Source organism: Spirillospora sp. NPDC029432 (assembly GCF_040703975.1).
Classification (GTDB): Bacteria; Actinomycetota; Actinomycetes; order Streptosporangiales; family Streptosporangiaceae; genus Spirillospora.
On record NZ_JBEZWH010000059.1, the window covers coordinates 21,934 to 48,845 of the forward strand.

22 protein-coding genes are annotated in these 26,912 nt (G+C 73.8%); 14 read left to right on the forward strand and 8 right to left on the reverse strand.

Features of this window, described 5'->3' with window-relative positions:
• Positions 1 to 66 precede the first annotated feature (66 nt).
• The 9 genes from AB0881_RS32430 (at position 67) to AB0881_RS32470 (ending at position 11,735) form a co-directional block, all read left to right on the forward strand.
• Positions 67 to 2,196 (forward strand): molybdopterin-dependent oxidoreductase, encoded by a 2,130-nt coding sequence (locus tag AB0881_RS32430; protein ID WP_366623112.1) that lies wholly within the window; start codon positions 67 to 69, stop codon positions 2,194 to 2,196.
• A complete protein-coding gene (locus AB0881_RS32435) occupies positions 2,193 to 3,677 on the forward strand; it encodes an FAD-dependent oxidoreductase (protein ID WP_366623114.1) in 1,485 nt (494 codons plus the stop codon). The genes AB0881_RS32430 and AB0881_RS32435 overlap by 4 nt, the downstream gene beginning before the upstream one ends.
• 230 nt (positions 3,678 to 3,907) lie before the next feature.
• Positions 3,908 to 6,484 carry a nitrite reductase large subunit NirB gene (gene nirB / locus AB0881_RS32440; protein ID WP_366623116.1) on the forward strand — a complete coding sequence of 859 codons (2,577 nt, stop codon included), beginning with the start codon at positions 3,908 to 3,910 and terminating at the stop codon, positions 6,482 to 6,484.
• Positions 6,481 to 6,882 (forward strand): nitrite reductase small subunit NirD, encoded by a 402-nt coding sequence (nirD, locus tag AB0881_RS32445; RefSeq protein ID WP_366623118.1) that lies wholly within the window; start codon positions 6,481 to 6,483, stop codon positions 6,880 to 6,882. The genes nirB and nirD overlap by 4 nt, the downstream gene beginning before the upstream one ends.
• Complete coding sequence (locus tag AB0881_RS32450) at positions 6,866 to 8,056, forward strand: uroporphyrinogen-III synthase (RefSeq protein ID WP_366623120.1); 1,191 nt, start codon at positions 6,866 to 6,868, stop codon at positions 8,054 to 8,056. The genes nirD and AB0881_RS32450 overlap by 17 nt, the downstream gene beginning before the upstream one ends.
• Positions 8,057 to 8,818 (forward strand): CbiX/SirB N-terminal domain-containing protein, encoded by a 762-nt coding sequence (locus AB0881_RS32455; protein ID WP_366623122.1) that lies wholly within the window; start codon positions 8,057 to 8,059, stop codon positions 8,816 to 8,818.
• A 104-nt stretch (positions 8,819 to 8,922) separates the two neighbouring features.
• Positions 8,923 to 9,711 (forward strand): VOC family protein, encoded by a 789-nt coding sequence (locus tag AB0881_RS32460; protein WP_366623124.1) that lies wholly within the window; start codon positions 8,923 to 8,925, stop codon positions 9,709 to 9,711.
• Positions 9,712 to 9,804: 93 nt separating this feature from the next.
• Positions 9,805 to 10,785, forward strand: a complete 981-nt coding sequence (locus AB0881_RS32465) for an ATP-binding cassette domain-containing protein (protein WP_366623126.1) — start codon at positions 9,805 to 9,807, stop codon at positions 10,783 to 10,785.
• A gap of 2 nt (positions 10,786 to 10,787) precedes the next feature.
• The gene (locus AB0881_RS32470) at positions 10,788 to 11,735 is read left to right on the forward strand and encodes an ABC transporter permease (protein ID WP_366623128.1); all 948 of its coding nucleotides are present in this window, start codon (positions 10,788 to 10,790) and stop codon (positions 11,733 to 11,735) included.
• Between the two features lie 145 nt (positions 11,736 to 11,880).
• Here AB0881_RS32470 and AB0881_RS32475 read toward each other — a convergent pair whose 3' ends face one another.
• The 3 genes from AB0881_RS32475 to AB0881_RS32485 all read right to left on the reverse strand — a co-directional run bounded on the left by AB0881_RS32475 (position 11,881) and on the right by AB0881_RS32485 (position 15,625).
• Positions 11,881 to 13,245, reverse strand: a complete 1,365-nt coding sequence (locus AB0881_RS32475; RefSeq protein ID WP_366623130.1) for an RNA polymerase sigma factor — start codon at positions 13,243 to 13,245, stop codon at positions 11,881 to 11,883.
• Between the two features lie 171 nt (positions 13,246 to 13,416).
• Positions 13,417 to 14,406, reverse strand: coding sequence for a cation diffusion facilitator family transporter (locus AB0881_RS32480; RefSeq protein WP_366623132.1), 990 nt, complete (start codon positions 14,404 to 14,406; stop codon positions 13,417 to 13,419).
• A 55-nt stretch (positions 14,407 to 14,461) separates the two neighbouring features.
• A complete protein-coding gene (locus tag AB0881_RS32485; RefSeq protein ID WP_366623134.1) occupies positions 14,462 to 15,625 on the reverse strand; it encodes an AMP-binding protein in 1,164 nt (387 codons plus the stop codon).
• A gap of 89 nt (positions 15,626 to 15,714) precedes the next feature.
• On the opposite strand from AB0881_RS32485, the gene AB0881_RS32490 reads away from it, so the two are divergent.
• The 3 genes from AB0881_RS32490 to menD are packed head-to-tail and all read left to right on the forward strand — an operon-like array spanning position 15,715 to position 19,276.
• Entirely contained in the window at positions 15,715 to 16,614 is a 900-nt protein-coding gene (locus tag AB0881_RS32490) for a 1,4-dihydroxy-2-naphthoyl-CoA synthase (RefSeq protein WP_366623136.1), read from the forward strand.
• 44 nt (positions 16,615 to 16,658) lie between these two features.
• The gene (locus AB0881_RS32495) at positions 16,659 to 17,612 is read left to right on the forward strand and encodes an o-succinylbenzoate synthase (RefSeq protein ID WP_366623138.1); all 954 of its coding nucleotides are present in this window, start codon (positions 16,659 to 16,661) and stop codon (positions 17,610 to 17,612) included.
• Positions 17,609 to 19,276, forward strand: coding sequence for a 2-succinyl-5-enolpyruvyl-6-hydroxy-3-cyclohexene-1-carboxylic-acid synthase (gene menD / locus AB0881_RS32500; protein WP_366623139.1), 1,668 nt, complete (start codon positions 17,609 to 17,611; stop codon positions 19,274 to 19,276). Before AB0881_RS32495 ends, menD begins: the two co-directional genes overlap by 4 nt.
• A 211-nt stretch (positions 19,277 to 19,487) precedes the next feature.
• Here the strand turns inward: menD and AB0881_RS32505 are convergent, their stop codons facing one another.
• Positions 19,488 to 20,285: a tyrosine-protein phosphatase gene (locus tag AB0881_RS32505; RefSeq protein ID WP_366623141.1), complete on the reverse strand. Its 798-nt coding sequence runs from the start codon at positions 20,283 to 20,285 to the stop codon at positions 19,488 to 19,490.
• 205 nt (positions 20,286 to 20,490) lie between these two features.
• Between AB0881_RS32505 and AB0881_RS32510 the strand changes: the two genes are divergently transcribed.
• Together AB0881_RS32510 and AB0881_RS32515 are read left to right on the forward strand one after the other, a co-directional pair.
• Positions 20,491 to 21,516, forward strand: coding sequence for an acyl-CoA desaturase (locus AB0881_RS32510; protein ID WP_366623143.1), 1,026 nt, complete (start codon positions 20,491 to 20,493; stop codon positions 21,514 to 21,516).
• Between the two features lie 20 nt (positions 21,517 to 21,536).
• Positions 21,537 to 22,376 carry a DNA-formamidopyrimidine glycosylase family protein gene (locus AB0881_RS32515; protein WP_366623145.1) on the forward strand — a complete coding sequence of 280 codons (840 nt, stop codon included), beginning with the start codon at positions 21,537 to 21,539 and terminating at the stop codon, positions 22,374 to 22,376.
• An 81-nt stretch (positions 22,377 to 22,457) separates the two neighbouring features.
• On the opposite strand, the gene AB0881_RS32520 is transcribed toward AB0881_RS32515, so the two are convergent.
• From AB0881_RS32520 to AB0881_RS32535, 4 genes are all read right to left on the reverse strand, one after another.
• A complete protein-coding gene (locus AB0881_RS32520) occupies positions 22,458 to 23,705 on the reverse strand; it encodes a cation:proton antiporter (RefSeq protein WP_366623147.1) in 1,248 nt (415 codons plus the stop codon).
• An 8-nt stretch (positions 23,706 to 23,713) separates the two neighbouring features.
• Complete coding sequence (locus tag AB0881_RS32525) at positions 23,714 to 24,196, reverse strand: cation:proton antiporter regulatory subunit (protein WP_366623149.1); 483 nt, start codon at positions 24,194 to 24,196, stop codon at positions 23,714 to 23,716.
• Positions 24,197 to 24,320: 124 nt separating this feature from the next.
• Entirely contained in the window at positions 24,321 to 25,370 is a 1,050-nt protein-coding gene (locus AB0881_RS32530) for a WYL domain-containing protein (protein WP_366623151.1), read from the reverse strand.
• A 49-nt stretch (positions 25,371 to 25,419) separates the two neighbouring features.
• Positions 25,420 to 26,658 (reverse strand): isochorismate synthase, encoded by a 1,239-nt coding sequence (locus AB0881_RS32535; RefSeq protein WP_366623153.1) that lies wholly within the window; start codon positions 26,656 to 26,658, stop codon positions 25,420 to 25,422.
• Between the last annotated feature and the right edge of the window lie 254 nt (positions 26,659 to 26,912).

A 26,912-nucleotide genomic window follows, 5' to 3' on the forward strand; every position in this document is an offset into this window, starting at 1 on the left:
CGCTTTTAACACCCGGGTCACACGCGGGACCCAACCGCGAAACGGCCCCCGCACACGCTCGATGGCATGACCGATACCGCGGCGCCCGATGTCCAGACGCACTGCCCGTACTGCGCGCTGCAGTGCGGCATGTCCCTGGGCGGCGACGGCGACGGCGGCCCGCTGCGGGTCACGCCCCGCGAGGACGTCCCGGCCAACCGCGGGGGGCTGTGCCAGAAGGGCTGGACGGCCGCCGAGGTGCTCACCGTCCCGGACCGGCTGACCGCCCCGCTGATGCGCGCCTCCCGGGACGCGCCGCTGGAGCCCTGCACGTGGGACGCGGCCCTGGACCGCGTCGCGTCGGAGATCACCCGGCTGCGGGGCGCGCACGGCCCGGACGCGGTCGCGGTGTTCGGCGGCGGCGGGCTGACCAACGAGAAGGCGTACCAGCTCGGCAAGTTCGCCCGGATCGCGCTGCGCACCTCGCAGATCGACTACAACGGCCGGTTCTGCATGTCGTCGGCCGCGGCGGCGTCGGGGCGGGCGTTCGGGATGGACCGCGGGCTGCCGGGCCCGGTCACCGACCTGGGCCGCGCGGACGCGATCCTGCTGGTGGGCGGGAACGTCGCCGAGACGATGCCGCCGTTCATGCGGCACCTCACCGACGCGCAGAAGGCCGGCGGGGCGCTGATCGTCGTGGACCCGCGCCGGACGGCCACCGCCCGCCAGGCCAACCTGCACCTCCAGCCGACGCCCGGCACCGACCTGGCCCTCGCCAACGGCCTGCTGCACGTGGCGATCCAGGAGGGGCTGCTGGACGAGGAGTACCTGGCGGCCCGCACCGGCGGGTTCGAGGCGGTCCGCACGGTCGTGAACGGCTACTGGCCCGACCGCGTCGAGCGCCTCACCGGGGTGCCGGTGCCGTACATGCGCGAGGCCGTCCGGCTGCTGGCCGCGGGCGAGCGGGCGTACGTGCTCACCGCGCGCGGTGCCGAGCAGCACGCGCGCGGCACCGACATGGTGACCGCGTTCATCAACCTGGCGCTGGCGCTCGGGCTGCCGGGCCGGCCCGGTTCCGGGTACGGCTGCCTGACCGGCCAGGGCAACGGCCAGGGCGGCCGCGAGCACGGCCAGAAGGCCGACCAGCTGCCCGGCTACCGGAGGATCGACGACCCGGTGGCGCGCGCGCACGTCGCGGCCGTCTGGGGCGTGCGCCCCGAGGACCTGCCTGGGCCGGGGCGGTCGGCGTACGAGCTGCTCTCGGCGCTCGGCACGCCCGAGGGGCCGAAGGCGATGCTGCTGTTCGGGTCCAACCCCGTGGTGTCGGCGCCGCGCGCGTCCGTCGTGGAGGAGCGGCTCGGCGCGCTGGACTTCCTGGCCGTCGCCGACTTCGTCCCGTCCGAGACCGCGCTCCGCGCCGACGTCGTGCTGCCCACGGCGCAGTGGGCCGAGGAGTCGGGCACGATGACGAACCTGGAGGGGCGGGTGCTGCGCCGCAACCGGGCGGTGCCGCCGCCGCCGGGGGTGCGGACCGATCTGGAGATCCTGGCCGTGCTCGCCGACCGGCTGCACGCGCCCGGGACCTGGAGCGACGAGCCGGCCGAGGTGTTCGAGGAGCTGCGCGAGGCGAGCGCGGGCGGCCTGGCCGACTACGCGGGGATCACCTACGCGCGCATCGAGAAGGAGGGCGGCGTGTTCTGGCCCTGCCCGTCCGAGGAGCACCCCGGCACGCCCCGCCCGTTCCTGGAGCGCTTCGCCACGCCCGACGGCCGGGCCCGCTTCACCGCGGTGGAGCACACCGGCGCGGCCGAGGACGTCGACGCCGACTACCCCGTCTACCTGACCACGGGTCGGGTTCTGGCGCAGTACCAGAGCGGCGCCCAGACCCGCCGGGTCGGGCCGCTGGTGGACGCGGCGCCCGAGCCGTTCGTGGAGGTGCACCCCGATCTGGCCGGGCGGCTGGGCATCGCCGACGGCGACGGCGTCCGGGTGGCGAGCCGGCGCGGCACCGCCACCGTGCGGGCCCGGCTGACCGACGCGATCCGCAGCGACACCGTCTTCATCCCGTTCCACTGGGCCGGGGAGGGGAGGGCCAACCTCCTCACCAACCCGGCGCTCGATCCGATGTCGCGGATGCCGGAGTTCAAGGTCTGCGCCGTGCGGCTGGAACCGGTGCCCGCGGGATCCGCCCCCGTCGACGAAGGAGCCATCGCGTGAACGACATAGATCCGGAGTCCCGGCCGAGGGGGACCGTCATCGTCGGCAACGGCATGGCCGGCTCCCGGCTGGTGACCGAGATCCGCGCCCGCGACCCGCACGTGCCGCTGACGGTCTACGGCGCCGAGCCGCGGCAGCCCTACAACCGCGTGCTGCTGTCGAACGTCCTGGCGGGGGTGTCGCGGCCGGACCAGATCGGGCTGGTCGACCCCTCCTGGTACGAGGCGAACGGCGTCGACGCCCGGCTGGGCGTGGAGGTCGTGCGGATCGACCGGGAGGCGCGGGTCGTGCACGGCTCGGACGGCAGCGCGGTCCCGTACGGGACGCTGGTGCTGGCGACCGGGAGCAACTCGTTCGTGCCGCCGTTCCCGGGGACCGAGGACGGCCTGCCGGCGGGCGCGGTCGCGTTCCGCACGCTCGACGACTGCCGGGAGATCATCGACGCGGCCGAGGGCGCCCGCCGGGCGGTGGTGATCGGCGGCGGGCTGCTGGGCATCGAGGCGGCGCGCGGCCTGGCCGGGCGCGGCCTGGAGGTGACGGTCGTGCACCTGGCGGGCCACCTGATGGAGCGCCAGCTCGACCCGGGCGCCGGGAAGGTGCTGGCCCGCACCCTGCACCGGCTGGGGGTGTGCTCGCGGCTGGACGCCAACGTCACGGGCCTGGGCATCGAGGCGGGCCGGGTGACCGGCGTGGAGCTGGCCGGCGCGGACGGCGGGCGCGAGTCGATCGGCGCGGACCTGGTCGTGGTCGCCTGCGGCGTGCGGCCCGAGGTGGGGCTGGCGCGGGCGGCCGGGCTGGAGGTCGACCGTGGTGTGGTGGTCGACGAGACGCTGCGGTCGGTGACCGACCCGGCGGTCCGGGCGATCGGGGAGTGCTCGCAGTACGGCGGCACGGTGTACGGGCTGGTGGCGCCGGCGTGGGAGCAGGCGACCGTGCTGGCCGACCTGCTGACCGGCGCGGACGCCGCGGCGCGGTTCACCGGCGCAAGGGAGATCACCCGGCTGAAGGCGGCCAGCGTGGACCTGGTCGCGATGGGGGAGACCCACCACGGCGACGACGATCCGGAGGTGGAGGTCATCCGGTTCGCCGACGCCAGCCGCGGGACGTACAAGAAGGTCGCGATCCGGGCAGACCGGGTGATCGGCGCGATCCTGCTCGGCGAGACGAGCACCGCGGGGACGCTGACGCAGCTGTACGACCGGGCCGCGCCGCTGCCGGCCGACCGGCTGAGCCTGTTCTTCCCCGGGATGGGCGGCGCGCAGCCGGCCGACTCGCCGGTGCGGATGCCGGACGCGGCGACGGTCTGCAACTGCAACAACGTGTCCAAGGGCAGGATCCGGGCGTGCTGGGAGGACGGCGCCCGCACGGCCGACGAGGTGTGCGCGCGGACCCGGGCCGGGACCGGCTGCGGCGGCTGCCGGGACGCCGTCGAGGGCATCGTCGCCTGGCTTGGGGAGCAGGACTCGGTGGCGGCGGGGTAGCGGCCCCTCCAGCGCGGAACCCGCGGCGATCTCCGTTCCGGACCCGTTCGGACCCGTTCCTAAAGGACCGGGAATCGCCGCGGGATTTTCGCATTTCCGGAAAGGGGCCCGGAATTTCTCGCGCGGGGATTGCGGGATGACCACGATTCGATGTCGGCGTGAGCGTCTTTTAACACGCCGGTGACAAAGGGGACGCAACCGTGAAACGGCCTCTGCTGAGGATCGGGCTCATGAACGACGGAGGAGACGAGTCCATCCCGCCCCTGCGGCTGGTCGTCATCGGGCACGGCCCGGCCGGGCACCGGCTGGTCGAGGCGCTGCGCGAGCGCGACACGGCCGGCGCGTGGCGCGTCACGGTGATCGGGGAGGAGACCCGGCCGGCGTACGACCGGGTCGCGCTGACCTCGTACCTGACCGAGGACGCCGATCTGGCCTGCCCGCCGCACGACGGCGCCGTCGAACTGCTGACCGGCGACCCGGCGGCCGCGATCGACCGGGCCGCCCGCACGGTGCGGACCGCGGCCGGGCGGGAGATCGGCTACGACGCGCTGGTGCTCGCGACGGGCTCGGCGCCGTTCGTGCCGCCGGTGCCGGGCCGGGAGCTGCCGGGCGTGTTCGTCTACCGGACGATCGACGACCTGGACGCGCTCCGCGCCCACTGCACGAACCTTACAACGTCAAGGGCGGCGATTGGTTCCGCCTCGACTGCAGGTGTCGTCGTCGGCGGCGGCCTCCTCGGCCTCGAAGCCGCCCGCGCCCTTCAGGGCCTCGGCATGGACACCCACGTGGTCGAGGTGGCGCCCTGGCTGATGCCGCGCCAGCTCGACGAGGGCGGCGGCGCGATGCTGCGGCGCCACATCGAGGCGCTGGACATGAAGGTGCACGCCGGGACGCCCATGGAGGGCCTGCACGCGGGCGCGGACGGCGGCGTGGCGCGGGTCGCGCTGGCCGGCGGCGCGTCCATCGACGCGGGCGTGGTCGTCTTCTCGGCGGGCATCCGGCCCCGCGACGAGCTGGCCCGCGCGAGCGGGCTGCCGGTGGGGGAGCGGGGCGGCGTCGTCGTGGACGACGCGTGCCGCACCGAGGACCCGGCGGTGTACGCGATCGGCGAGTGCGCGCTGATCGGCGGCCAGGTGTACGGCCTGGTCGCGCCCTGCTTCAGCATGGCCGAGGTGGTCGCCGACCGGCTGCTGGCCATGGCGGCGGGCAAGGAGAGCGCGGCCCGGTTCGAGGGCGCCGACCTGTCGACCAAGCTCAAGCTGATGGGCGTGGACGTGGCCAGCTTCGGTGACCCGTTCGCGGGGCCGGAGCAGGGCGCGCTGGACGTCACCTACACCGATCCGGTGGCCGGGGTCTACAAGAGGCTGGTGGTCAGCGACGACGCCCGCACGCTCCTGGGCGGCGTGCTGGTCGGCGACGCCGAGTCGTACCCGACGCTGCGGGCCTACGTCGGCGGGGAGCTGCCGGGCTCGCCGGAGCAGGCGCTGTTCGGCGGGACGGAGGCCGCGGGCGGCGACCTGCCGGGCGCGACGGTGATCTGCAGCTGCAACAACGTCAGCGCCGACGCGATCCGGTGCGCGATCCGCGACCACGGGCTGACCGACCTGCCGGGTGTGAAGGGCTGCACCCGTGCGGGGACGACGTGCGGCAGCTGCGTGCCGCTGGCGAAGAAGATCCTGGACGCCGAGCTGACGGCGGCGGGGATCGAGGTCAGCAAGGCGCTGTGCGAGCACTTCGACCACAGCCGGGCGGAGCTGTTCGACATCGTGCGGGTGCGTGGCATCACGACGTTCACCGCGCTGATCGAGGGGCACGGGCGGGGCCGGGGCTGCGACATCTGCAAGCCGGCGGTCGCGTCGATTCTGGCGAGCCTGGGCAACGGCCACATCCTGGAGGGCGAGCAGGCAGCGCTGCAGGACACCAACGACCGGTACCTGGCCAACATGCAGAAGAACGGCACCTACTCGGTGGTGCCGCGGGTCCCCGGCGGGGAGATCACCCCGGACCGGCTGATCGTGATCGGGGAGGTGGCGCGCGAGTTCGGCCTCTACACCAAGATCACCGGGGCGCAGCGGATCGACCTGTTCGGGGCCCGGGTCGAGCAGCTTCCGATGATCTGGAAGCGGCTGGTGGACGCCGGGTTCGAGTCGGGGCACGCCTACGGCAAGGCGCTGCGGACGGTGAAGTCGTGCGTGGGGTCGACCTGGTGCCGGTACGGCGTGCAGGACTCGGTCGGCATGGCGATCAAGCTGGAGCTGCGGTACCGGGGGCTGCGCGCCCCGCACAAGCTGAAGTCGGCGGTGTCGGGCTGCGCCCGGGAGTGCGCGGAGGCGCAGAGCAAGGACTTCGGGATCATCGCGACCGAGAAGGGCTGGAACCTCTACGTCGCCGGCAACGGCGGGATGCGGCCGCGGCACGCGGACCTGTTCGCCTCGGACCTGGACGACGAGACGCTGGTCCGCTACATCGACCGGTTCCTGATGTTCTACATCCGCACCGCCGACCGGCTGCAGCGCACGGCGTCGTGGCTGGAGGGCCTGGAGGGCGGCCTGGACTACCTGCGGGAGGTGGTCGTGGAGGACTCGCTGGGCATCTGCGCCGAGCTGGACGCCGCGATGGACCGGCACGTGGGCTCCTACTCCGACGAGTGGCGCGACACGCTGGAGGATCCGGCCAAGCTGAGCCGCTTCGTCTCGTTCGTCAACGCGCCCGACGTCCCCGACCCGAGCATCGTCTTCGAATCCGAGCGCGATCAGATCAGGCCGGTCCTGGTGGCCGGCCCACGGCTGGAGGTGGCCGCCCCATGACCACGACCCACGACCTGACCCTCGTCCGGGAACCCGCCGGTTCCGCCGGCGCGGCGCGCTGGTACGACATCTGCGCCTACGCGGATCTCGCCCCCGAGCACGGCGTGTGCGCCATGGTCGAGGGCGTCCAGGTGGCGATCTTCCGGACGTTCGAGGGGGAGCTGTACGCCACCGCGAACCTGGACCCGTTCAGCGGGGCGCAGGTGATCTCGCGCGGGATCCTCGGTACCCGCGGCGGCGCTCCGACCGTCGCCTCGCCCATGTTGAAGCAGGTCTTCGACCTGCGTACCGGGTCCTGCCTGGACGAGCCGGGGGTGGCGCTGCCCACTTTCGCGGTGCGGCGGAACCCGGCGGGAGACCGCGTGGAGGTGGCGCTGCCCGATGAACACCGAGAGTGAGCCCCTCGCCGGTTTCGCCATCGGGGTGACGGCCGCGCGCCGGCACGAGGAGCTGGCGACGCTGCTGGAGCGCCGCGGTGCCCGGGTCGTGAACGCTCCCGCGATCCGGCTCGTTCCGCTGTCCGACGACGCCGAGCTGCTGGCGGCGACGGCGGAGTGCATCGACCGGCCGCTGGACCACGCGGTGGTCACGACCGGGATCGGGTTCCGGGCGTGGCTGGAGACGGCCGACGGGTGGGGGCTGCGGGACGCCCTGATCGCCAAGCTGGGCGGGGTGGGCATCCTGGCGCGCGGGCCGAAGGCGCGCGGCGCGATCCGGCAGGCGGGCCTGCAGGAGTTGTGGTCGCCGGCGTCGGAGAGCTGCGCGGAGGTGCTGAAGTACCTGCTGGAGAAGGACCTGTCGGGCAGGCGCGTGGCGGTGCAGCTGTACGGGGAGGAGCTTCCGGAGTTCACCGGGGCGCTGCGCGCCGCGGGGGCAGAGGTGATCGAGATCCCGGTGTACCGGTGGTCGCGGACCGAGGACTCCACGCCGCTGCGGCGGCTGGTGGGGCAGGCGGTGGCGGGGACGGTGGACGCGATCGCGTTCACGTCGTCGCCGGCGGTGGCGGCGACGCTGGCGGTGGCGGCCGAGGACGGGCTGGAGGAGGCGCTGCTGGAGGCGCTGCGCGTGAACGTGGTGGCGGCGTGCGTGGGTCCGGTGACGGCACAGCCGCTGGTGGAGCGGGGCGTGCCGACGATCCAGCCGGAGCGGGCGCGGATCGGGGCGCTGGTGCGGGCGCTGGTGTCGGACCTGCCGAGCCGGCGGTCGCGGCTGCTGCGGGTGCGTGGGGTGTCGCTGGAGCTGCGCGGGCACGCGGTGGTGCTGGACGGGCAGCTGCGGCCGATCGCGCCGGCGCCGATGGCGATCCTGCGGGCGCTGGCGCGGCGGCCCGGGCACGTGGTGTCGCGGGCGGAGCTGTGCGGGGTGCTGCCGAGCCGGCTGATCGGGGGTGCCGCGCCGTGGGCGCGGGAGGGGCGGCCGCAGGCGGACGAGCACGCGGTGGAGATGGCGGTGGCGCGGCTGCGGCGCGGGCTGGGCCGGTCGGGGATCGTGGAGACGGTCGTCAAGCGCGGCTACCGGCTGGCGTGCGATCCGCGGGTGGCGGAGGCCGCCGCGGTGGAGACCGGAGGGTGAATGGCGGGGGTTGACGGCGTTCCGACGCTGGTGGCGGTGGCGCACGGGACGCGGGATCCGGCGGGTCCGGCGGTGGTGCGGGCGCTGCTGGAGCGGGTGCGGGTGCTGCGGCCGTGGCTGCCGGTGCGGGAGGCGTACGCGGAGCTGGCGGCGCCGTCGCTGGAGGAGGCGGTGCGGGCGGTCGAGGGGCCGGTGGTGGCGGTGCCGCTGATGCTGGGCCGGGGGTACCACGCGCTGGTGGACGTTCCGGGGCGGATCGAGCGGGTGCGGCCGGGGGCGGTGGTGGCGGCGCCGCTGGGGCCGCACGCGCTGCTGGCGGCGGCGCTGGCGGCCCGCTTGGGTGCGGCCGGTGGGCCGTGGCCGGGCGGCGGGGACGCGCCGCCGGGGGGTGGCCCGCCGCGCGGTGCGGACGCCGTGGTCCTGGGCGCGGCGGGCTCCTCCGATCCGGCGGGGCTCGATGATGTGCGGGTGGCGGCGCGGCTGCTGGCGCGGCGGCTGCGGCGGCCGGTGCCGTACGGGTTCGTGGCGGCGGGCGGGCCGGTCCTGGCCGATGTGGTGGCGGAGCGGCGGCGGCGCGGGGCCGGGCGGGTGCTGGTGGCGTCGTACCTGCTGGCGCCGGGGTTCTTCCATGGGCGGATGCGTGCGGCGGGCGCGGACGCGGTGAGCGCGCCGATCGGGGCGCACGACGCGCTGGCGCGGCTGGTGCTGCGGCGGTTCGACGAGGCGCCGAGCCGCCGGGCGGCGGCCGTTCCGGTGGCCTGACCGGTTCTGGACCGGGTCTTTGCCGGGGCCGTCCTAGGCTGCTGGTGGGCCGCTGATCATGCGGTTCACGTGCCCGTACGCGCGCCTGTGAGACGGAGTCGGCGATGCCGGAGAGAACCTCGTACCCGCCGGGCACGCCGTGCTGGATCGATTTGGGCACGCCGGACGTGGCGGCGTCGCGGGAGTTCTACGGCCGCCTGTTCGGCTGGCGCGGGGCGGGCTCGCCCGATCCGGCGACCGGCGGGTACCCGATGCTGGCGCCGGGGGCGTCCTGCCCGGTGGCGGCGCTGATGCCGCAGGTGGTCGGGCGGCAGCCGGTGTCGTGGGGCACGTACGTGAGCGTCGAGGACGTGGACGCGGTGGTGGCGGCGGTCGGCCGGGCGGGCGGCCGGGTGCTGATGGAGCCGATGGACATCGAGGGCCGCGGCCGGGCGACGATCTTCGCCGATCCGCTGGGCGCGGTGCTGGGGGCGTGGGAGCCGGGCGGGTTCGCGGGGGCGGGGCTGGTGGGCGAGCCGGGCACGTTCTGCTGGAGCGAGCTGGCGTGCCGGGACGCCGCGGCGGCGGAGGCGTTCTACGGCGAGGTGTTCGGGTGGCGGGCGGAGAGCCGCGGCGGGCCGGGTTCGGGGTACGCCGAGTGGAGCGTTCCGGACGGGCCGCCGGTGGGCGGGATGATCCGGGCGGACGATCGGTGGCCGCTCGAGGTGGCGCCGCACTGGATGGTGTACTTCGCGGTGGAGGACTGCGACGGGGCGGCGGCGGACGCGCTGGAGCTGGGCGGGACGGTGCCGGTGCTGCCGGCGGACGCGGCGCTGGGCCGCTTCGCGGTGCTGCGCGATCCGCAGGGCGGGATGTTCGCGGTGGTGCGGCCGTCGGAGGCCGCGGCCGGTTGACCGTCCCAGGCGTGCCGTACGAATCCCCTTGACCGGTCATTTGGGCCTTCTTACCGTTGGACGGGCCGGTGCGTCCGGCAGGAGGAGGCCCGCATGCCGAGCGGGGGACCCGCCGTCCTGGTGGACGGCCTGGTGAAGCGGTTCGGTGAGGTCGAGGCCGTCCGGGGGATCGAGCTGGCGGTGGAGCCGGGGGAGGTCTTCGGGTTCCTGGGCCCGAACGGCGCCGGGAAGTCCACCACGATCAACATGCTGTGCACGCTGCTGCGGCCGACCGCGGGGTCGGCGCGGGTGGCGGGGCACGACGTGGTCCGCGAGCGCGACGACGTGCGCCGCAACATCGGGCTGGTGTTCCAGGACCCGACGCTGGACGGCTATCTGACCGGCGAGCAGAACCTGCGCTTCCACGCCGAGCTGTACGGGGTGCCGCGGTCGGTGACGCGGGACCGGATCCGGCAGGTGCTGGAGATGGTGGGGCTGTGGGAGCGGCGCCGGGACCGGGTGGAGCAGTACTCGGGCGGGATGAAGCGGCGGCTGGAGATCGCGCGGGGGCTGCTGCACTCGCCGCGGGTGCTGTTCCTGGACGAGCCGACGGTGGGGCTGGATCCGCAGACGCGCTCGTCGATCTGGGAGTACATCCGGGAGCTGAAGCGGGCCGAGGAGATCACGATCTTCATGACGACCCACTACATGGACGAGGCCGAGTACTGCGGCCGGATCGCGATCATGGATCGGGGGGAGATCGTGGCGCTGGACACGCCGGAGGCGCTGAAGGCGGGGGTGGGCAGGGACCGGGTGCGGATCGAGACCGCCGACGACCGGGCGGCGATCGCGGCGCTGGGGGAGCGGTTGGGGCTGGAGGCGGTGATGTCGGAGGGGGCGGTGGCGTTCGCGGTCGCGGCGGGGGAGGAGTTCGTGCCGCGGCTGTTCGCGGAGCTGGGCGTGCCGATCCGTTCGGTGTCGGTCTCGCGGCCGTCGCTGGACGACGTGTTCATGTCGTTCACGGGGAAGACGATCCGGGACGCGGAGGGGTCGGCCAAGGACTGGATGCGGCTGGCGGCGCGGGGGAGGGGCTGACGGTGGGGGCGGGGGACGCGCGGGAGGCGGGGGACGTGGGGGAGGTGGTGCGGTCGGCGGAGCCGGCCGGCGGGCCGGCGGGGTCCGGCGGGCCGGGGGTGGTGCGGGTGGCGGTGCCGCCGCGCAGCGTCCGGCACGATTTGCGCGCGGTGCGGATCGTGCTGCACCGGGAGCTGATCCGGTTCTGGCGGGACCGGCTGCGGATGGTGCTGGGCCTGGTGCAGCCGGTGCTGTGGCTGGTGGTGATGGGGACCGGGCTGTCCAACCTGATGGCGGCCGGTTCGGGGTCGGGCGGGCGGGTGGACCTGAAGACGTTCATCTTCCCGGGCGTGTGCGCGATGTCGGTGATGACGACCGCGATGTTCTCGGCCGGGTCGATCGTGTGGGACCGGGAGTTCGGGTTCCTGCGCGAGATGCTGGTCGCGCCGGTGAGCCGGGCGGCGATCGTGGCGGGCAAGTGCTTCAGCGGGGCGCTGGTGGCGACGGTGCAGGGCGCGGTGATCCTGGCGCTGGCGGGGGTGGCGGGCGTCCCCTACGACCCGGTGCTGCTGCTGACGCTGCTGGGGATGATGTTCCTGGGCGCGTTCGCGCTGACGGCGTTCGGGGTGATGCTGGCGGCGCGGATCACGAGCATGCAGGCGTTCTTCGGGATCATGCAGATGACGATGATGCCGATGATCTTCCTGTCGGGGGCGCTGTACCCGCTGGGCGGCCTGCCGGCGTGGCTGAGCGTGCTCACCCGGCTCAACCCGCTGACCTACGCGGTCGATCCGCTGCGGCAGGCGGTGTTCGCGCGGCTGGACGTGCCGGCCGACGTGGAGCGCACGTTCAATCCGGGGATCGGCTGGGGCGGCTGGGAGGTGCCGGTCTGGTTGTCACTGCTGCTGGTGCTGGCGCTGGGGCTGGCGCTGATGGGGGCGGCGGTGCTGCAGTTCCGCCGGGCGGGGTGAGAGGAACGTCACAGGGGGCGCGGCGGGTGCGGGCATGGCGAAGGCCCGCCCCTGGGCAGGGACGGGCCCGTTCTTCCGCACATGATCTCCGCGCCGTTGCGAAGGGGGCGCCGGGCCCGTTCGGGACGGGCCGGGCGGGACGGTCTCAGACCGCGAAGTCCAGCAGCGGCCGGGCGTTGCTGGGGTGGCGCAGCTTGGACAGCGACTCCTTCTCCAGCTGGCGGATCCGCTCGCGGGTCAGCCCCAGCGCCTTGCCGATCTCGTCGAGGGTGCGGGGCGTGCCGTCGTACAGCCCGAACCGCATCGCCATGATCTTGGCCTCGCGCGGGGACAGGATGTCCAGCGTGCGGCGCAGCTGGTCGGCCATCAGCTGGCGGTCCACCAGCTCGGAGGCCTCGGGGCTGTCGGTGTCCTCGATGAGGTCGCCGATGCGGGTCTCGCCGTCCTCGCCGATGGTGGAGTCCAGGCTGATCGGCTGGCGGCTGGTGCGCAGCAGCTCGCGAACCTGCTCGGGGCTCTTGTCCAGCTCGACGGCCAGCTCCTCGGGCGTGGGCTCGCGGCCCAGCCGCTGGTGCATGTCGCGTTCCACGCGGCTCAGCTTGGACAGCATCTCCAGCACGTGCACCGGCAGCCGGATCGTGCGGGCCGAGTCGGCGAAGCCGCGCTGGATGGCCTGCCGGATCCACCACATGGCGTAGGTGGAGAACTTGTAGCCCTTGGAGTAGTCGAACTTCTCCACCGCGCGGATCAGGCCGAGGTTGCCCTCCTGGACGACGTCCAGCAGCGACAGGCCGCGGTCGGAGTACTTCTTGGCGACCGACACCACCAGCCGGAGGTTGGCCTCCAGCATGTGGGACTTGGCGCGGCGGCCGTCGGCGGCGACCCACTCCAGGTCCAGGCGGGTCTCGGGGGACAGGTCCTCGGTCTCCAGCTTGTGCTCGGCGTAGAGGCCGGCCTCGATCCGCTTGGCCAGGTCGACCTCCTGCTCGGCGGTCAGCAGCTGGCGGCGGCCGATGGCCTTGAGGTAGGTGTGGACCGAGTCGCCCATCGCGGTGGACTGGTCGTCCAGGTCGGCGGTGGGCTCGGTCTCGACCTCGGAGACCTCGAACGCGTCGTCCTCGGCGGCGGTCTCCCCGGCCTTGTCCTTGCCGGCCTGGGCGCCTGCCTGGGCGCGGGCGTCGGCGGGGGTCTCGGCGGCCTTGCCGCGCGCGGTGGTCTTGCGGGCGGGCCTGCGGCGGGGGCGGGCCGGGGCGGGCTCGTCCCGCTCCGCGTCGTCGCGGGTCCGGGCCGCGCGCTTGCGGCCGCTCTCGTCCTCGCTGGCCAGGCTGATGCCCGCCTCGGAGAGCTCGCGCAGGATGGAACGGCCCTGCGACGGGCTGATCCCGGCGGCCTCGAAGGCCTGGCGCACCTCGGCGAGCGAGAGGCGCCCTTGGTCACGGCCACGCTCAAGGAGATCGCCGAGCGCCGGGCTCGTCTCCGTGAGCGGGGTCTCGACAGCGGTTCGCGGCATGGGGACACCCCCCTCCCTTCGGTGGTGTGGTGCGTCGCGGAGATGGTGTGCGGTACATTCGCGCGCACTATTCGGAACGCCGCGCGGGCGGGTTCTTGTTCCCAGCGGCCTGTTCCAAGCGTCCCATAGCGTCCCACAAGGTGCTGTAATGCCCGGATAAGGCCGGTGAGGTCAGGATGGTCCGGGGGGCGGGGCGGGCCGCCCGTACCGCTCGATCACGCGGGCGCGCAGCTCGGGATCGTCGCGGGGGACCGGCTCCAGGAACACCTCGTCGATCTCCTCGTGCGCCTCGCGCAGCTCGCGGGCCATCCGGACGCAGGCGCGCTCGACGTCGCCGGCGGTGAGCGAGTCGCGGAAGTCCAGCCGCGCGCACAGCAGCACGCGGTCGGCGCCGAAGGTGACGGTGAGGATGTCGGCGACCCACTCGACCTCGGGCGCCGCGCCGAGCCGGGCCCGGGCGTCGCGCACCAGCCGGGGGTCGGCCTGGCTGCCGATCAGCAGGTTGAGGTTGATCCGGCCGAGGATCAGGGCGACGGCGGTCAGCAGCACGCCGATCAGGACCGAGCCGACCCCGTCCCAGAAGGCGTCGCCGGTCAGCTGGTGCAAGCCGAGGCCGGCGAAGGCCAGCAGCAGGCCGGTGAGGGCGGCCGAGTCCTCCAGCAGCACGCTGATCGAGGTGGGCTCGTCGGTGCGGCGGATGTAGGCCAGGAACGGCAGGCCCTCGTCGCGGGCGTCGGCGCGCACCTGCCGGACGGCCTGCTGCCAGGAGATCGCCTCCAGGACGAACGAGACGGCCAGCACGATGTAGCCGACCGTGTAGTCGCTCTCGCCGGGCGGATGCCCCAGGAGCGTCTCCACGCCCTGGTAGAAGGCGAACAGGGCGCCCATCCCGAAGATCGCGACGGCGACCAGCAGCGTCCAGATGTAGCGTTCCTTGCCGTACCCGAGGGGGTGCCGGCGGTCGGCGGGGCGGCCGCTGCGCCGCAGCCCGACCATGAGCAGCACCTCGTTGAAGGTGTCGGCGACCGAGTGCGCGGCCTCGGCGGCCAGCGACGCCGAGCCGGTCACCAGCGCGGCGATGATCTTGGCGATCGCGATGCCGAGGTTGGCGGCCAGCGCCAGCGCGACCGTCAGCGTGCTCTCCTGCTCCTGTTCAGCCATCCGGGCCCCCTGATCATCCAGGGTGCCACGCGGAGCGCCCGCGGGGGAGGACGGGTCAGCGGCGGGCGTGGCGCAGGCGCTCGCGGTCGGGCTTGCCGGAGGGCAGCAGCGGCACGGCGTCCACCAGCTCCAGCTCGCGGGGCGCCGCGGCGGCGGGCATCCGCGCGCGGACCCAGGCGCGCAGGCCGTCCAGGTCGGGGACCGGCGCGCCGGCCGCGGGGACGACGACGGCGGTGACGCGCTCGCCCCACTCCGCATCGGGACGGCCCACCACGACCGCGTCCGCGACCCCGGGATGGCGCGCCAGCACGGCGGCGACCTCGCCGGCGACGACCTTCTCGCCACCGGTGTTGATCACGTCGTCGACCCGGCCGCGCACCCGCAGCCGCCCGCCCTCCAGGACGCCGAGGTCCTGGGTGACGAACCGGTCGCCGTCGCGCGCGGCGGCGGTCAGGTCGGGCCGCCGCCGGTAGCCGGTGAACAGCACCGGTCCCGACAGCCGGATCCGGCCGTCGCCGCCGACCTCGGCGCGCACGCCGTCCAGCGGGACGCCGTCGTAGACGCAGCCGCCGCAGGTCTCGCTCATGCCGTAGGTGGTCAGGACGCGGGCGCCGCGCCGGCGGGCCTCGTCCAGCAGGTCCGGGGGAGCGGCGGCGCCGCCGAGCAGGATGGAGCGGAACTTCGCCAGGTCCGCGCCGGCCTCCAGCAGCCGCCGCAGCTGGGTGGGGACGAGCGAGACGTGCGCGGCGCCGGCCGCGGCGACCGCGCCGGCGTCGAAGCGCGGCTGGATGATCGGCTCGGTGCCGCCCTCCAGTGCCCGTACGAGGACCTGGATCCCGGCGATGTGGCTGGTGGGCAGGCAGCACAGCCACCGCTCGCCCGCACCGGCGCCGAGCCGGTCCAGGGTGGCGGCGGCCGAGTGCCGCAGCGCGGCGGCGCCCAGCTCGACGATCTTCGGGGTGCCGGTGGAGCCGGAGGTGGCGATCAGCACGGCCGTGCCGGCGGCGACCGGCTCGGCGGGCCCGTCGTGGGGCCGTACGCCGTCCTCGGTCTCGACCGCGTGCGGCGCCAGCGCGTCCAGCAGGGCCGCCAGCGCGGGCGCGGGGGTGCCGGGCGCGATCGGGCAGATCGCGGGGCCGGTGCCGTCGAGCGCGGCGGCCAGCGCGGCGAACAGGCGGGGGCCGGGCGGCAGGACGAGGGCGTGCAGGCGGCGGTCCATGACGCGACCAGCGTAGACGACCCCACTGAACGCGTTCGAATCGGGAACGCGGTTGAATGTCCCCGGCGGCCTACGAGGAAGGGAGCGACATGGTCTCGGAGCTGTTCGACGCGGACGCGTGGAAGGAGGTGGAGGGTTTCGGGTTCACCGACATCACCTACCACCGCGCCGTCGAGGGGGGAACGGTGCGGATCGCCTTCGACCGGCCGGAGGTGCGCAACGCGTTCCGGCCCCACACCGTCGACGAGCTGTACCGGGCGCTGGACCACGCGCGCATGTCCAGCGACATCGGGTGCGTGCTGCTGACCGGCAACGGCCCCTCGCCCCGCGACGGCGGCTGGGCCTTCTGCTCGGGCGGCGACCAGCGCATCCGCGGCAAGGACGGCTACAAGTACGCCGAGGGCGAGACCTCGGAGACCATCGACCCGGCCCGCGCCGGGCGGCTGCACATCCTGGAGGTGCAGCGGCTCATCCGGACCATGGGCAAGGTCGTGATCTGCGTGGTGCCCGGCTGGGCCGCCGGCGGCGGGCACAGCCTGCACGTGGTGTGCGACCTCACCCTCGCCAGCCGCGAGCACGCCCGCTTCAAGCAGACCGACGCCGACGTGGCCAGCTTCGACGGCGGGTTCGGCTCGGCGTACCTGGCGCGGCAGGTCGGGCAGAAGTTCGCCCGCGAGATCTTCTTCCTGGGCGACACCTACGACGCCGAGGACGCGCACCGCATGGGCATGGTCAACGCCGTCGTCCCGCACGCCGAGCTGGAGCGCACCGCCCTGGAGTGGGGCCGCAAGATCAACGGCAAGAGCCCGACCGCGCAGCGGATGCTGAAGTTCGCCTTCAACCTCGTCGACGACGGCCTCGTCGGCCAGCAGGTCTTCGCGGGCGAGGCGACCCGGCTGGCGTACGGTACCGACGAGGCGGCCGAAGGCCGCGACTCCTTCCTGGAGAAGCGCGACCCCGATTGGTCGCGTTTCCCGTGGTACTACTGATGAATCTTTAATCGTTGGAAGCGTCAGGTCTGGGGGTTTGCCGGGTGCGGGTCTTCTCCATCCCGATGCGGACGCGGTTCCGCGGCATCACGCGGCGGGAGGGCGTCCTCATCCAGGGGCCGGCCGGCTGGGGGGAGTTCTCCCCGTTCGCCGAGTACGGCCCGGCCGAGTGCGCGCGGTGGCTGGCCGCCGCGCGCGAGGCGGCCTACGAGGAGTGGCCCGCGCCGCGGCGCGACCGGATCCCGGTGAACGTGACCGTCCCGGCGGTGGGCCCCGAGCGGGCGCACGCGCTGGCGGCCGCGTCCGGGTGCCGCACCGCCAAGGTCAAGGTCGCCGAGCGCGGCCAGGACGAGTGCGACGACATGGCCCGGGTCGAGGCCGTCCGCGACGCGCTCGGCCCCGGCGGCAAGGTCCGGGTGGACGTCAACGGCGGCTGGGACGTCGACACCGCCGCCCGGATGATCCGCGCCCTGGACCGCTTCGACCTGGAGTACGTCGAGCAGCCCTGCGCGACGCTGGAGGAGCTGGCGCGGGTGCGGCGGCGGGTGGACGTGCCGGTCGCGGCCGACGAGTCGATCCGCCGCGCCGAGGACCCGCTGAAGGTCGGCGCCGCCGAGGCCGCCGACGTCGCGGTGATCAAGGTGCAGCCGCTGGGCGGTGTGCGGCCCGCCCTGCGGGTCGCCGAGGCCTGCGGGCTGCCGGTGGTGGTCTCCAGCGCGGTGGAGACGTCGGTCGGGCTGGCCGCCGGGCTCGCGCTGGCGGCCGCGCTGCCCGACCTGCCGTTCGCCTGCGGCCTGGCGACGCTGTCGCTGCTGGAGGACGACGTCGTCGGCGACCCGCTCGTCCCCGAGGACGGCGCGATCCCGGTCCGCCGGCCCGCGGTGGACGAGGCCGCGCTGGGCCGGGTCGAGGCCCCCGACGGCGGCTGGCGCCGCCGCGTCGCGGCCGCCCAGGAGCACATGGACGCCCCGCCGGTGATCGGAGCCGCAGGCCGATGAATCCCGCCACCGCGCTGGCCACCGTGCTGGTCGACGAGCTGCTGCGCTGCGGCATGACCGAGGTCGTGCTGGCACCCGGCTCCCGGTCGGCGCCGCTGGCGCTGGCGCTGTACTCGGCCGAGCAGTCCGGCCGGGTGCGGATGCACGTGCGGATCGACGAGCGGTCGGCGTCGTTCCTGGCCCTGGGCCTGGCCAAGCGGTCGGGCCGCCCGGTCGCGCTGGTGTGCACGTCCGGCACCGCCGCGGCCAACTTCCACCCCGCGGTGATCGAGGCGCACGAGTCGGGCGTCCCGCTGATCCTGCTCACCGCCGACCGGCCGCCGGAGCTGCGCGACACCGGCGCCAACCAGACCATCGACCAGGTCAAGCTGTACGGCACCGCGGCCCGCTGGAGCTGCGAGATCGGCGTCCCGGAGAACCGGCCGGGCATGGTCGCGTACTGGCGGTCCCTGGTCAGCCGCGCCTGGGGGCTGGCGCAGGCCCCCGAGCCCGGCCCGGTCCACCTGAACGCCGCGTTCCGCGAACCGCTCGTCCCCGACGGCGACGAGAGCTGGTGCGAGCCGCTGGACGGCGACGCCACCGGCGCCTGGACCAAGATCCGCGCCGCCACGCCCGGCTCGGTGCTGCACGTCCCCCCGACCCGCCGCGGCGTGCTGGTCGTCGGCGACGGGGCCACCAACGTCAAGCGGTACGTGGCCGCCGCGTCGATGGCCGGCTGGCCCGTGCTGGCCGAGCCGAACGGCAACGCCCGCTACGGCGACCACGCCCTGTCCTCGCACCACTTCCTGCTGGGCGTCCCGGAGTTCGTCGAGCGGCACCGCCCCGAGGTCGTGGTGACCCTCGGCAAGCCCGGCCTGTCCCGGCCGCTCCTGTCGCTGCTCAGGCGCGCGGAGGAGCACATCGTGCTGTCGCCGGGGCTGGCCCGCTGGCCCGACCCCGTCCGCTCGGCGACGCAGGTCGCGCAGGACGTGGAGATCCCCGTGGTGTCGGGCGACGACTCGTGGCTGAAGTCGTGGCGGTCGGCGGACCTGGCCGCCGCCGCGGCCGTCGACGCGGTCCTGGACGCCGTCCCCGAGGTCACCGAGCCCCGCCTGGCCCGCGACCTGGTCGCCGGCCTGCCCGGCGGCTCCCTGCTGTTCAGCGCCGCCAGCATGCCGATCCGCGACCTGGACCAGGTGATGCGGCCGCGGCGGGGCCTGCGGATCATGGCCAGCCGGGGCGCCAGCGGCATCGACGGGCTGGTCTCCACCGCGATCGGCGCCGCCCTGGCGCACAGCGGCCGCTCGTACGCGCTGCTGGGCGACCTGGCGTTCCTGCACGACCAGAACGGCCTGATCATCGGCCCCTGGGACCGCCGCCCCGACCTGGCCCTGATCGTGATCAACAACCAGGGCGGCGGCATCTTCTCGCTGCTGCCCCAGGCCTCCCTCCGCGGCCCGTTCGAGCGCGTCTTCGGCACCCCGCACCAGGCCGACATCGGCGCGATCGCCGCCGCGCACGGCGTCCCGTACCGGACCCTGGACTCGGCCGCCGACCTGCCGAAGGCGATCGCGGGGGAGGGGCTGCGCATCATCGAGGCCCGCACCGACCGGGACGCCAACGCGACCCTGCACGCCGAGATGCGCACCGCCGCCCACCGCGCCGTCCGCGAGTTCCTCGCCTGATCTGCCTTCCGCAGGGGAGGGGAGCGCCCCCTCAGGGGAGGCGGGCCGGGGCTAGCGGGGATGGGGATCTAATACCTGAGAGGGAGACGCGGGCTCCCTCATGCTGTGGGCACCCGGATATGGTGGGCACCCGGATAATCGTTCAACTCTCAAATTACAATGTAAAGGGCTGGGGCTGGATTGCTCCAGCCCCAGCCCAGCAGAACAAACCTCAATCAAGGAGACGGGCGCGCAGGGCCGCGGCGTCCTCTTCGGTCCAGCCGTTGGCGGTGAGCCACGCGAGTGCGCCGCCGTGCTCCTCGTCGATCCTGGTCAGGAACTTCTCCATGATCGCCGCGTGCGGGAGGTGGCTGTCGGCGGGCCGGGAGTCGAGGTCGGCGGCGTAGGTGTCGCTGGAGCGCAGCCGGCCCAGGACGGCCTCGATGCGTTCGCCGGTCTGGGCGTAGTCGGCGACGATCGCCTCGCGGGTCACGCCGGCGACGTCGAGGGCCAGGGCGCAGACGACGCCGGTGCGGTCCTTGCCGGCGGCGCAGTGGACGAGGGCGGAGCCGTCGGTACGGGTCATCACGCGCAGTGCCGCCACGATGGAGTCGGCGCGGTCGCGCAGGTAGCCGAGGTAGTGGCCGATGGAGCGGTCGTTCTCGGTCTCGGCGTCGGGCCGGTTCTGCCAGGGGAGGACCTTGTCGACGTCGACGGTGTCGGCTGCGACGTCGGTGTGGCGGCCGCCTTCGGAGAACAGCGACAGGTGGTGGAGGGTGATCGAGGGGGTGCGGGTGAGGGGTCCGGGGCCTTCGAGGCGGACCTCGGCGTCGCTGCGGAGGTCGATGACGTTCTTGAGTTCGTAGTCGTCCAGCAGGGTCCGTATGTCGGTGACGGTGAGGTCCTGCAGGTTGTCGGAGCGCAGCACGCGGCCGCGCCGTGTGGTCCGGCCGTCTGACGTCGGGAGTCCGCCGAGGTCGCGGACGTTGACCGCCCCGTCGAGATCGATCCACCGTGAGCGCGCGTTCATGACTTCTGACCTTATATGCCGGGTCTGTTGGAAGATTCATCCGGCCTGGGGGCGGTGTGGAGCGGTCCAGGGCGGGCGGGCGTATGAGACCTGTGAGCCAGATGGCAGATGGCTCTTGTGCGGGGTGACCGGTCGATCTTGGCGTACGTAGCGTGCGAGGGGCACGGGGATTCCCGTGCCTTCCCCTGCGAATGGAGGCCCCCGCATGACCGTGACCCTCGATGCGCCGCGCAGTCGTACCGGCGGCAGTGATTTCGGCCCGCTGGCGCGGCAGGTGCGGGCGGCCGGGCTGCTGGAGCGGCGGCGGGGGTACTACGCGTGGGCGGTGGGTGCGAACCTGGCGGCCACGGCGGGGATCTGGGCGGCGATCGGGTGGTTCGGGGCGTCGTGGTGGGTGGTGCTGCTGGGGGTTCCGCTGGCGCTGGTGACGGCGCGTACGGCGTTCCTGGGGCATGACGCGGGGCATCGGCAGATCGCGGCGTCGCATCGGGCGAACCGGTGGCTGGGGCTGCTGCTGGGCAACGTGATGCTGGGCATGGGGTACGGGTGGTGGAACGACAAGCACAACCGGCATCACGCGAACCCGAACCATGTCGGGAAGGACCCTGATGTGGGGGAGGGCGTCCTGGCGTGGACGCGGGAGCAGGCGGAGCGGCATGAGGGCCGGTTCGCGCGGTGGTTCACGCGTAATCAGGCGCGGTTGTTCTTTCCGCTGCTGCTGCTGGAGGGGCTGAACCTGAAGCTGGGGACGGCGCTGGATCTGCGGCGGCTGCCGGCGCGGGAGAAGGCGCTGGAGGGTGTGCTTCTGGCGGTGCACGTGGTGGGGTATCTGGGGCTGGTGTTCACGCTGCTGTCGCCGGGGAAGGCGCTGGTGCTGATCGCGATTCACCAGGGGCTGTTCGGGGTGCATCTGGGGTGTGCGTTCGCGCCGAACCACAAGGGGATGGAGATGCCGGAGGGGGACGTGCGCCTGGATCATCTGCGGCGGCAGGTGCTGACGTCGCGGAACGTGCGCGGTGGTGTGGTGACGGACTGGATGCTGGGTGGGCTGAACTACCAGATCGAGCATCATCTGTTCCCGAGTGTGCCGCGGCCGAACCTGCGGCGGCTGCGGCCGCTGGTGCGGGAGCACTGTGCGGCGGTGGGGCTGCCGTACGCGGAGGAGGGTGCGGTGGAGTCGTACCGGCAGGCGCTGCGGCATATGGGCGAGGTCGGGGCGGCGGCGCGCTGAGGCGCTTATGCTGAGCGTTCATGCCTGAAGGTCACACGATTCATCGGCTGGCCGCTGAGCATCTGCGGATGTTCGGCGGCCGGCGTGTTCGTGCGGGGAGTCCGCAGGGGCGTTTCGCGGAGGGGGCTCGTCTGCTGGACGGGCTGGTGCTGCGGGAGGCGGATGCTCATGGGAAGCATCTGCTGCTGGGGTTCGGTGAGGACCGGGTCCTGCATGTGCATCTGGGGATTTATGGGAAGTACTCGTTCGGGGTGGGGGCGGCGCCGGATCCGGTGGGTGCGGTGCGGTTGCGGTTGGTGAGCGGGGCGGAGGGGGATCCGGGAGCGGCGGGGGCGTGGGCGGATCTTCGTGGGCCGAATGCGTGCGAGGTGCTGGATCCGGGTGAGGTGAAGGTGCTGCGGGATCGGCTGGGGGCCGATCCGTTGCGGGCGGATTCGGATCCGGATGTGGCGTGGCGGCGGATCTCGCGGTCGCGGGCGAGTGTGGCGGTGCTGTTGATGGATCAGTCGGTGGTGGCGGGTCCGGGGAACATCTACCGGGCGGAGGTGCTGTTCCGGCAGGGGGTGCATCCGGAGGTGGCGGGGCGTGCTCTGGGGCGGGAGCGGTGGTCGGCGATCTGGGCGGATCTGCGGGTGCTGATGGCCGATGGGGTGCGGTCGGGGCGGATCGACACGGTGCGTGCGGAGCATATGCCGGAGGCGATGGGGCGTCCGCCGCGGGTGGATGATCATGGTGGTGAGGTGTACGTGTACCGGCGGGCGGGGTTGCCGTGTCTGGTGTGCGGGTGTGTGGTGCGTACCGAGGTGGTGGCGGGGCGGAATCTTTTCTGGTGTCCGGGGTGCCAGCCTGCGGTGGGGTGAGCCCGTGGGGTGATTCGGGTGTGAGAGAAGCGCGCGCCCCGTACGGCCGGTGGTCGTACGGGGCGCGTGTGCGTGTGGGGGTCAGTGGGCGGTTTCGGGGGTGTCCCGGGCGGTGGTGAGGGGTGTGGGGATCTCGTCGGGGTCTTCGTCGGCTTGGGGTCGTGGTGGGTGGTCGCGGCCGCGGAGGCGGTGGGCGAGGGGTTCGGCGGTGCGGGCGAGGAGGGGGCCGGCGACGGCGAGGATGAGGACGTAGGCGGCGGCGAGGGGGCCGAGCTGGGTGTTGATGCCGGCGGAGACGGCGAGTCCGGCGATGACGATGTTGAATTCGCCGCGGGGGGTGAGGGCGGCGCCGGCGCGGAGTTGTCCGGTGAGGGCGACTCCGGCGCGGCGGGCGGCGAGCCAGCCGCTGGCCATCTTGGTGGCGATGCCGGTGATGGCGAGGAGGGCGGCGATGCCGAGTACGGGGGGCAGGTCGCCGGGGTCGGTGTGGAGGCCGAAGAAGACGAAGAAGACGGCGGCGAACAGGTCGCGGAGGGGGGTGAGGATCTTCTGTGCGGTGTGGGCGAGGGGGCCGGACAGGGCGATGCCGACGAGGAAGGCGCCGACGGCGGCGGAGACCTGGAGTTGCTGGGCGATTCCGGCGACCAGGAGGGTGAGGCCGAGGACTTTGAGGAGGAGGACCTCTTCGCTGGGGCTGGCGACGAAGCGTTCGACGAGGTTTCCGTGGCGGAGCGCGATGTAGAAGATGATCGCGATGGTGAGGATGGCGATGCCGAGGGTGGTGGCGCCGCCGATGAGTCCGGCTCCGGCGAGGAGTGCGGTGAGGATGGGCAGGTAGGCGGCCATGGCGAGGTCTTCGAAGACCAGGATGGACAGGACGGCGGGGGTTTCGCGGTTGCCGAGCCAGCCGAGGTCGCCGATGACTTTGGCGGTGATGCCGGAGGAGGTGACGTAGGTGATGCCGCCGAGGGCGACGGCGGCGACGGGTCCCCAGCCGAGGAGGAGGGCGGCGATGGCGCCGGGGGCGGCGTTGAGGACGAGGTCGAAGAGGCCGACGGGGGCGGAGGTGCGGAGGCTGCCGACGAGTTCGCTCGCGGTGTATTCGAGGCCGAGGGTGAACAGCAGGAGGATGACGCCGACTTCGGCGCCGATGGCGACGAAGTCCTCGCTGGCGCCGAGGGGGAGGATGCCGCCGGAGCCGAAGGCGAGGCCGGCGATGAGGTAGAGGGGGATGGGGGAGATCGAGAAGCGGCTGGAGATCGCGCCGAGGACGCCGAGGGCGAGGATGATCGCGCCGAGTTCGATCAGTTGGAGTGCGGTGTCGTGCATCGGCTCCCTTATCCCTGGGCGAGGATGGCGGCGACCGCGGCGGTGCCCTCGTCGGTGCCGACGACGACGATGATGTCGTTCTCGGTGAAGAGGAAGTCGGGGCGGGGGCTGGCGAGGACGTGGCCGTCGCGGACGACGGCGACGATGGAGGCGCCGGTGCGGGTGCGGGCCTGGGTGTCGGACAGGGGGCGGCCGGCGTAGGGGGAGCCGGGGGTGATGGGGATCTGTTCGGTTTTGAGGCCTTCGACCTGGCGGTGGAGGTCGTTGAGGCGTTCGACGACGCGGCCGGTGCCGAGGAGTTCGGCGATGGCGTTGGCCTCTTCGGTGGTGAGTTTGACGGTGACGACGCAGCTGTCGGGGTCGTGCTTGTCGTAGATGACGAGGTCTTTGCGGCCGGTGCGGTGGGAGACGATGCCGATCTGGCGGCCGCGTCCGGTGGTGAGGACGTGCTGCAGGCCGATTCCGGGCAGCGCGGTCCGTTCGACGTCCACGTGCGTTCTCTCTCTTTCGTGTGCGGTGGTGTGTTCCGTGGGTCTCCGGGGCGGCGCCGCCCTGTGGCTGTCCGCCGTTGCGTCGTCCGCGGTGCCCTGGTCAACGGTCAGTCATGATCGCAGATCAGGGGGTGGTCTCGGAATCGGGGGCGGGGTAGCGGCGGGCGAGGGCGTGTGCGGTGGCGGCGATGGCGGTGCGGAGTTCGGCGGGGTGGAGGACTTCGATGTCGGTGCCGAGGCGGAGGAAGTCGGCGTGGGCGTGGCGGATGGATTCGATGGGGACGGTGGCGGTGGTCCAGCCGTCGGGGGCGGGTGGGGCGGCGTCGTGGACGGCGCGGGCGGCGGGGGTGGACAGCAGGTGGGGGGCGCGGCGGCGGCCTTCGGGGGACAGGCGGATGGTGGCGTGTTCGGGGTAGCTGTCAGTTTCGAAGCGGTGGGCCCAGTCGTTCCAGTAGGTGGCGAGGTCGAAGCCGGTGGGGCGGGTGAAGTGGTGGGGGTGGGTGTGGAGGGTGTGGATGCGGGCGATGCGGTAGGTGCGGATGGTGTCGCCGCCGTCACCGTCCTCACCGCCGCCATCACCGTCGGGGTCGGTGGCGTCGGGGGTGTGGGTGCGGGCGATGAGGTACCAGAGTCCGGCCTTGAGGACGACGCCGAGGGGGTCGAGGGTGCGGGTGACCTGGCGGGGGTGTTTCCAGCGCTGGTAGTGGATCTCGACGGGGTGCTGGTTCCAGACGGCGTCGGCGACGGCGGCCAGGTGGGGGACGGGGTCGGGGTCGCGGAACCAGCCGGGGGCGTCGAGGTGGAAGCGTTCGCGGATGTGACCGGCGCGGGTGCGCAGCGGTGGCGGGAGGGCGGCCATGAGTTTGAGTTCGGCGGCGGCGAGGACGTCGCCGAGGCCGAGCTGGGTGGCGGGGCCGGGCATGCCGGCGAGGAAGAGGGTCTCGGCTTCGGTGGTGGTGAGGCCGTTGAGGCGGGTGCGGAAGCCGTCCAGGAGCCGGTAGCCGCCGTCGGGTCCGCGGTCGGCGTAGACGGGGACGCCGGCGGTGCTGAGGGATTCGACGTCGCGGTAGACGGTGCGGACGGAGACGCCGAGTTCGGCGGCGAGCTGGGGTGCGGTCATGCGTCCGCGGGTCTGCAGGAGCAGGAGCAGGCTCAGCAGGCGGGACGCGCGCATCGTTCTAGTGTGCCCTGGGCCGTGTGGGGTTCTGGTCAGCCTTTTCTGGTCAGCCTTCGAGGGCGTACTGCATGGCGCGGAACTTGCTCTGGGCCTCGGCGAGTTCGGCGGCGGGGTCGGAGTCGGCGACGATGCCGCAGCCGGCGAACAGGCGGGCGCGGGTGCCTTCGAGCTGGGCGCAGCGCAGGGCGATGCCCCATTCGCCGTCGCCGCGGGAGTCGACCCAGCCGACGGGGCCGGCGTAGCGGCCGCGGTCCATGCCCTCGAGTTCGCGGATGAGCTGGAGGGCGGTGTCGGTGGGGGTGCCGGCGACGGCGGGGGTGGGGTGGAGGGCGGCGAGGACGTCCAGGACGGAGCGGTCGCCGTCGAGGCGGCCGTGGACGGCGGAGGCCAGGTGCATGACGTTGGGGAGGGTGAGGAGTTCGGGCCGGTCGGGGACGGTGAGTTCGGCGCACAGGGGTGCGAGGGCGTCGCGGACCATCTCGGCGGCGTAGGCGTGTTCCTGGCGGTCCTTGGTGGAGGCGAACAGGCGGGCGGCGCGGGCGGCGTCGTCGGCGGGGCCGGTGCCGCGGGCGGTGGTGCCGGCCAGGACGAGGGAGGCCAGGGTGCCGCCGGTGCGGCGGATGAGGAGTTCGGGGGTGGCGCCGACGAGGCCGGCGCAGGAGAAGGTGTAGCAGGCGGGGAAGCGGGCGGCGAGGCGGTGCAGCAGGACGCGGGCGTCGATGGGTTCGGTGGCGTGCGCGTACAGGTCGCGGGCCAGGACGGCCTTGCCGAGGTGGCCGGCGCGGATGCGGTCGACGGCGGTGGCGACGGCCTGCTGCCAGGCGGGGGCGGTGAGGGCGCCGTCGCTCCAGGTGAGGCGGCCGGGGGGTACGGGCCGCTGGGCGAGGGCGAGGGGGTTGTCGGGTTCGGCGCCGATGGTGGTGAGCCAGGCGTGGCCGTCGCGGCGGCCGAGGATGTGGCGGGGGACGATGAGGACGGAGTCGGGCGACTTGGGGTCGAAGCCGAAGCCGCCGAAGGCGACGGGGCCGGTGCCGGGTGCCTGGAGGGGGTCGTCGATGGAGGCGGTGGCGAACAGTTCGCGCAGCCAGCGGTCGGCGGCGGCGAAGCGGTCCTCTCCGCCGGGCAGGTCGAGGCGGGCGGCCTCGCCCCAGCCGACGATGCCTTCGCCGTGCCGGATCCAGGCCAGTGCGGTCGGATGCGGCAGGCGGTCGATGAGGTCGCCGGGGTCGGGGATGTGGACGGTGCGGACGACCAGGCGGTCGGGTGCGCTCACGGCCAGGTTCACGGGTGCCACTCTACGGGAGAGTTGAACCTGTTCAAACCCGCGGGTCCGGCGGGTGCGGTGAGGCGTCGGCCACATCCGGTTGCGGCCGGGGGAGCCGCCGCCGCGTCCGTTCTGCCCCGGAATGCGGCCCGTACACGGGTGGACGGGCACGGCCGCCGGTGCCCCGCGGGGCACCGGCGGCCGGGGTGCGGCCGCCGGCCCCGGCCGGCACGCCCGGGCTCGGGGCCGCGGCGGGGCAGGCGCCGCGGCGGCCC

What these genes read in the sequence shown, in the direction of transcription:
- AB0881_RS32430 (WP_366623112.1), top strand. Translation starts at nt 67, where the DNA reads ATGACCGATACCGCGGCGCCCGATGTCCAGACGCACTGCCCGTACTGC.
- nirB (WP_366623116.1), top strand. Translation starts at nt 3,908, where the DNA reads ATGAACGACGGAGGAGACGAGTCCATCCCGCCCCTGCGGCTGGTCGTC.
- nirD (WP_366623118.1), top strand. Translation starts at nt 6,481, where the DNA reads ATGACCACGACCCACGACCTGACCCTCGTCCGGGAACCCGCCGGTTCC.
- AB0881_RS32450 (WP_366623120.1), top strand. Translation starts at nt 6,866, where the DNA reads ATGAACACCGAGAGTGAGCCCCTCGCCGGTTTCGCCATCGGGGTGACG.
- AB0881_RS32455 (WP_366623122.1), top strand. Translation starts at nt 8,057, where the DNA reads ATGGCGGGGGTTGACGGCGTTCCGACGCTGGTGGCGGTGGCGCACGGG.
- AB0881_RS32460 (WP_366623124.1), top strand. Translation starts at nt 8,923, where the DNA reads ATGCCGGAGAGAACCTCGTACCCGCCGGGCACGCCGTGCTGGATCGAT.
- AB0881_RS32465 (WP_366623126.1), top strand. Translation starts at nt 9,805, where the DNA reads ATGCCGAGCGGGGGACCCGCCGTCCTGGTGGACGGCCTGGTGAAGCGG.
- AB0881_RS32475 (WP_366623130.1), bottom strand. Translation starts at nt 13,245, where the DNA reads ATGCCGCGAACCGCTGTCGAGACCCCGCTCACGGAGACGAGCCCGGCG.
- AB0881_RS32480 (WP_366623132.1), bottom strand. Translation starts at nt 14,406, where the DNA reads ATGGCTGAACAGGAGCAGGAGAGCACGCTGACGGTCGCGCTGGCGCTG.
- AB0881_RS32485 (WP_366623134.1), bottom strand. Translation starts at nt 15,625, where the DNA reads ATGGACCGCCGCCTGCACGCCCTCGTCCTGCCGCCCGGCCCCCGCCTG.
- AB0881_RS32490 (WP_366623136.1), top strand. Translation starts at nt 15,715, where the DNA reads ATGGTCTCGGAGCTGTTCGACGCGGACGCGTGGAAGGAGGTGGAGGGT.
- menD (WP_366623139.1), top strand. Translation starts at nt 17,609, where the DNA reads ATGAATCCCGCCACCGCGCTGGCCACCGTGCTGGTCGACGAGCTGCTG.
- AB0881_RS32505 (WP_366623141.1), bottom strand. Translation starts at nt 20,285, where the DNA reads ATGAACGCGCGCTCACGGTGGATCGATCTCGACGGGGCGGTCAACGTC.
- AB0881_RS32510 (WP_366623143.1), top strand. Translation starts at nt 20,491, where the DNA reads ATGACCGTGACCCTCGATGCGCCGCGCAGTCGTACCGGCGGCAGTGAT.
- AB0881_RS32515 (WP_366623145.1), top strand. Translation starts at nt 21,537, where the DNA reads ATGCCTGAAGGTCACACGATTCATCGGCTGGCCGCTGAGCATCTGCGG.
- AB0881_RS32520 (WP_366623147.1), bottom strand. Translation starts at nt 23,705, where the DNA reads ATGCACGACACCGCACTCCAACTGATCGAACTCGGCGCGATCATCCTC.
- AB0881_RS32530 (WP_366623151.1), bottom strand. Translation starts at nt 25,370, where the DNA reads ATGCGCGCGTCCCGCCTGCTGAGCCTGCTCCTGCTCCTGCAGACCCGC.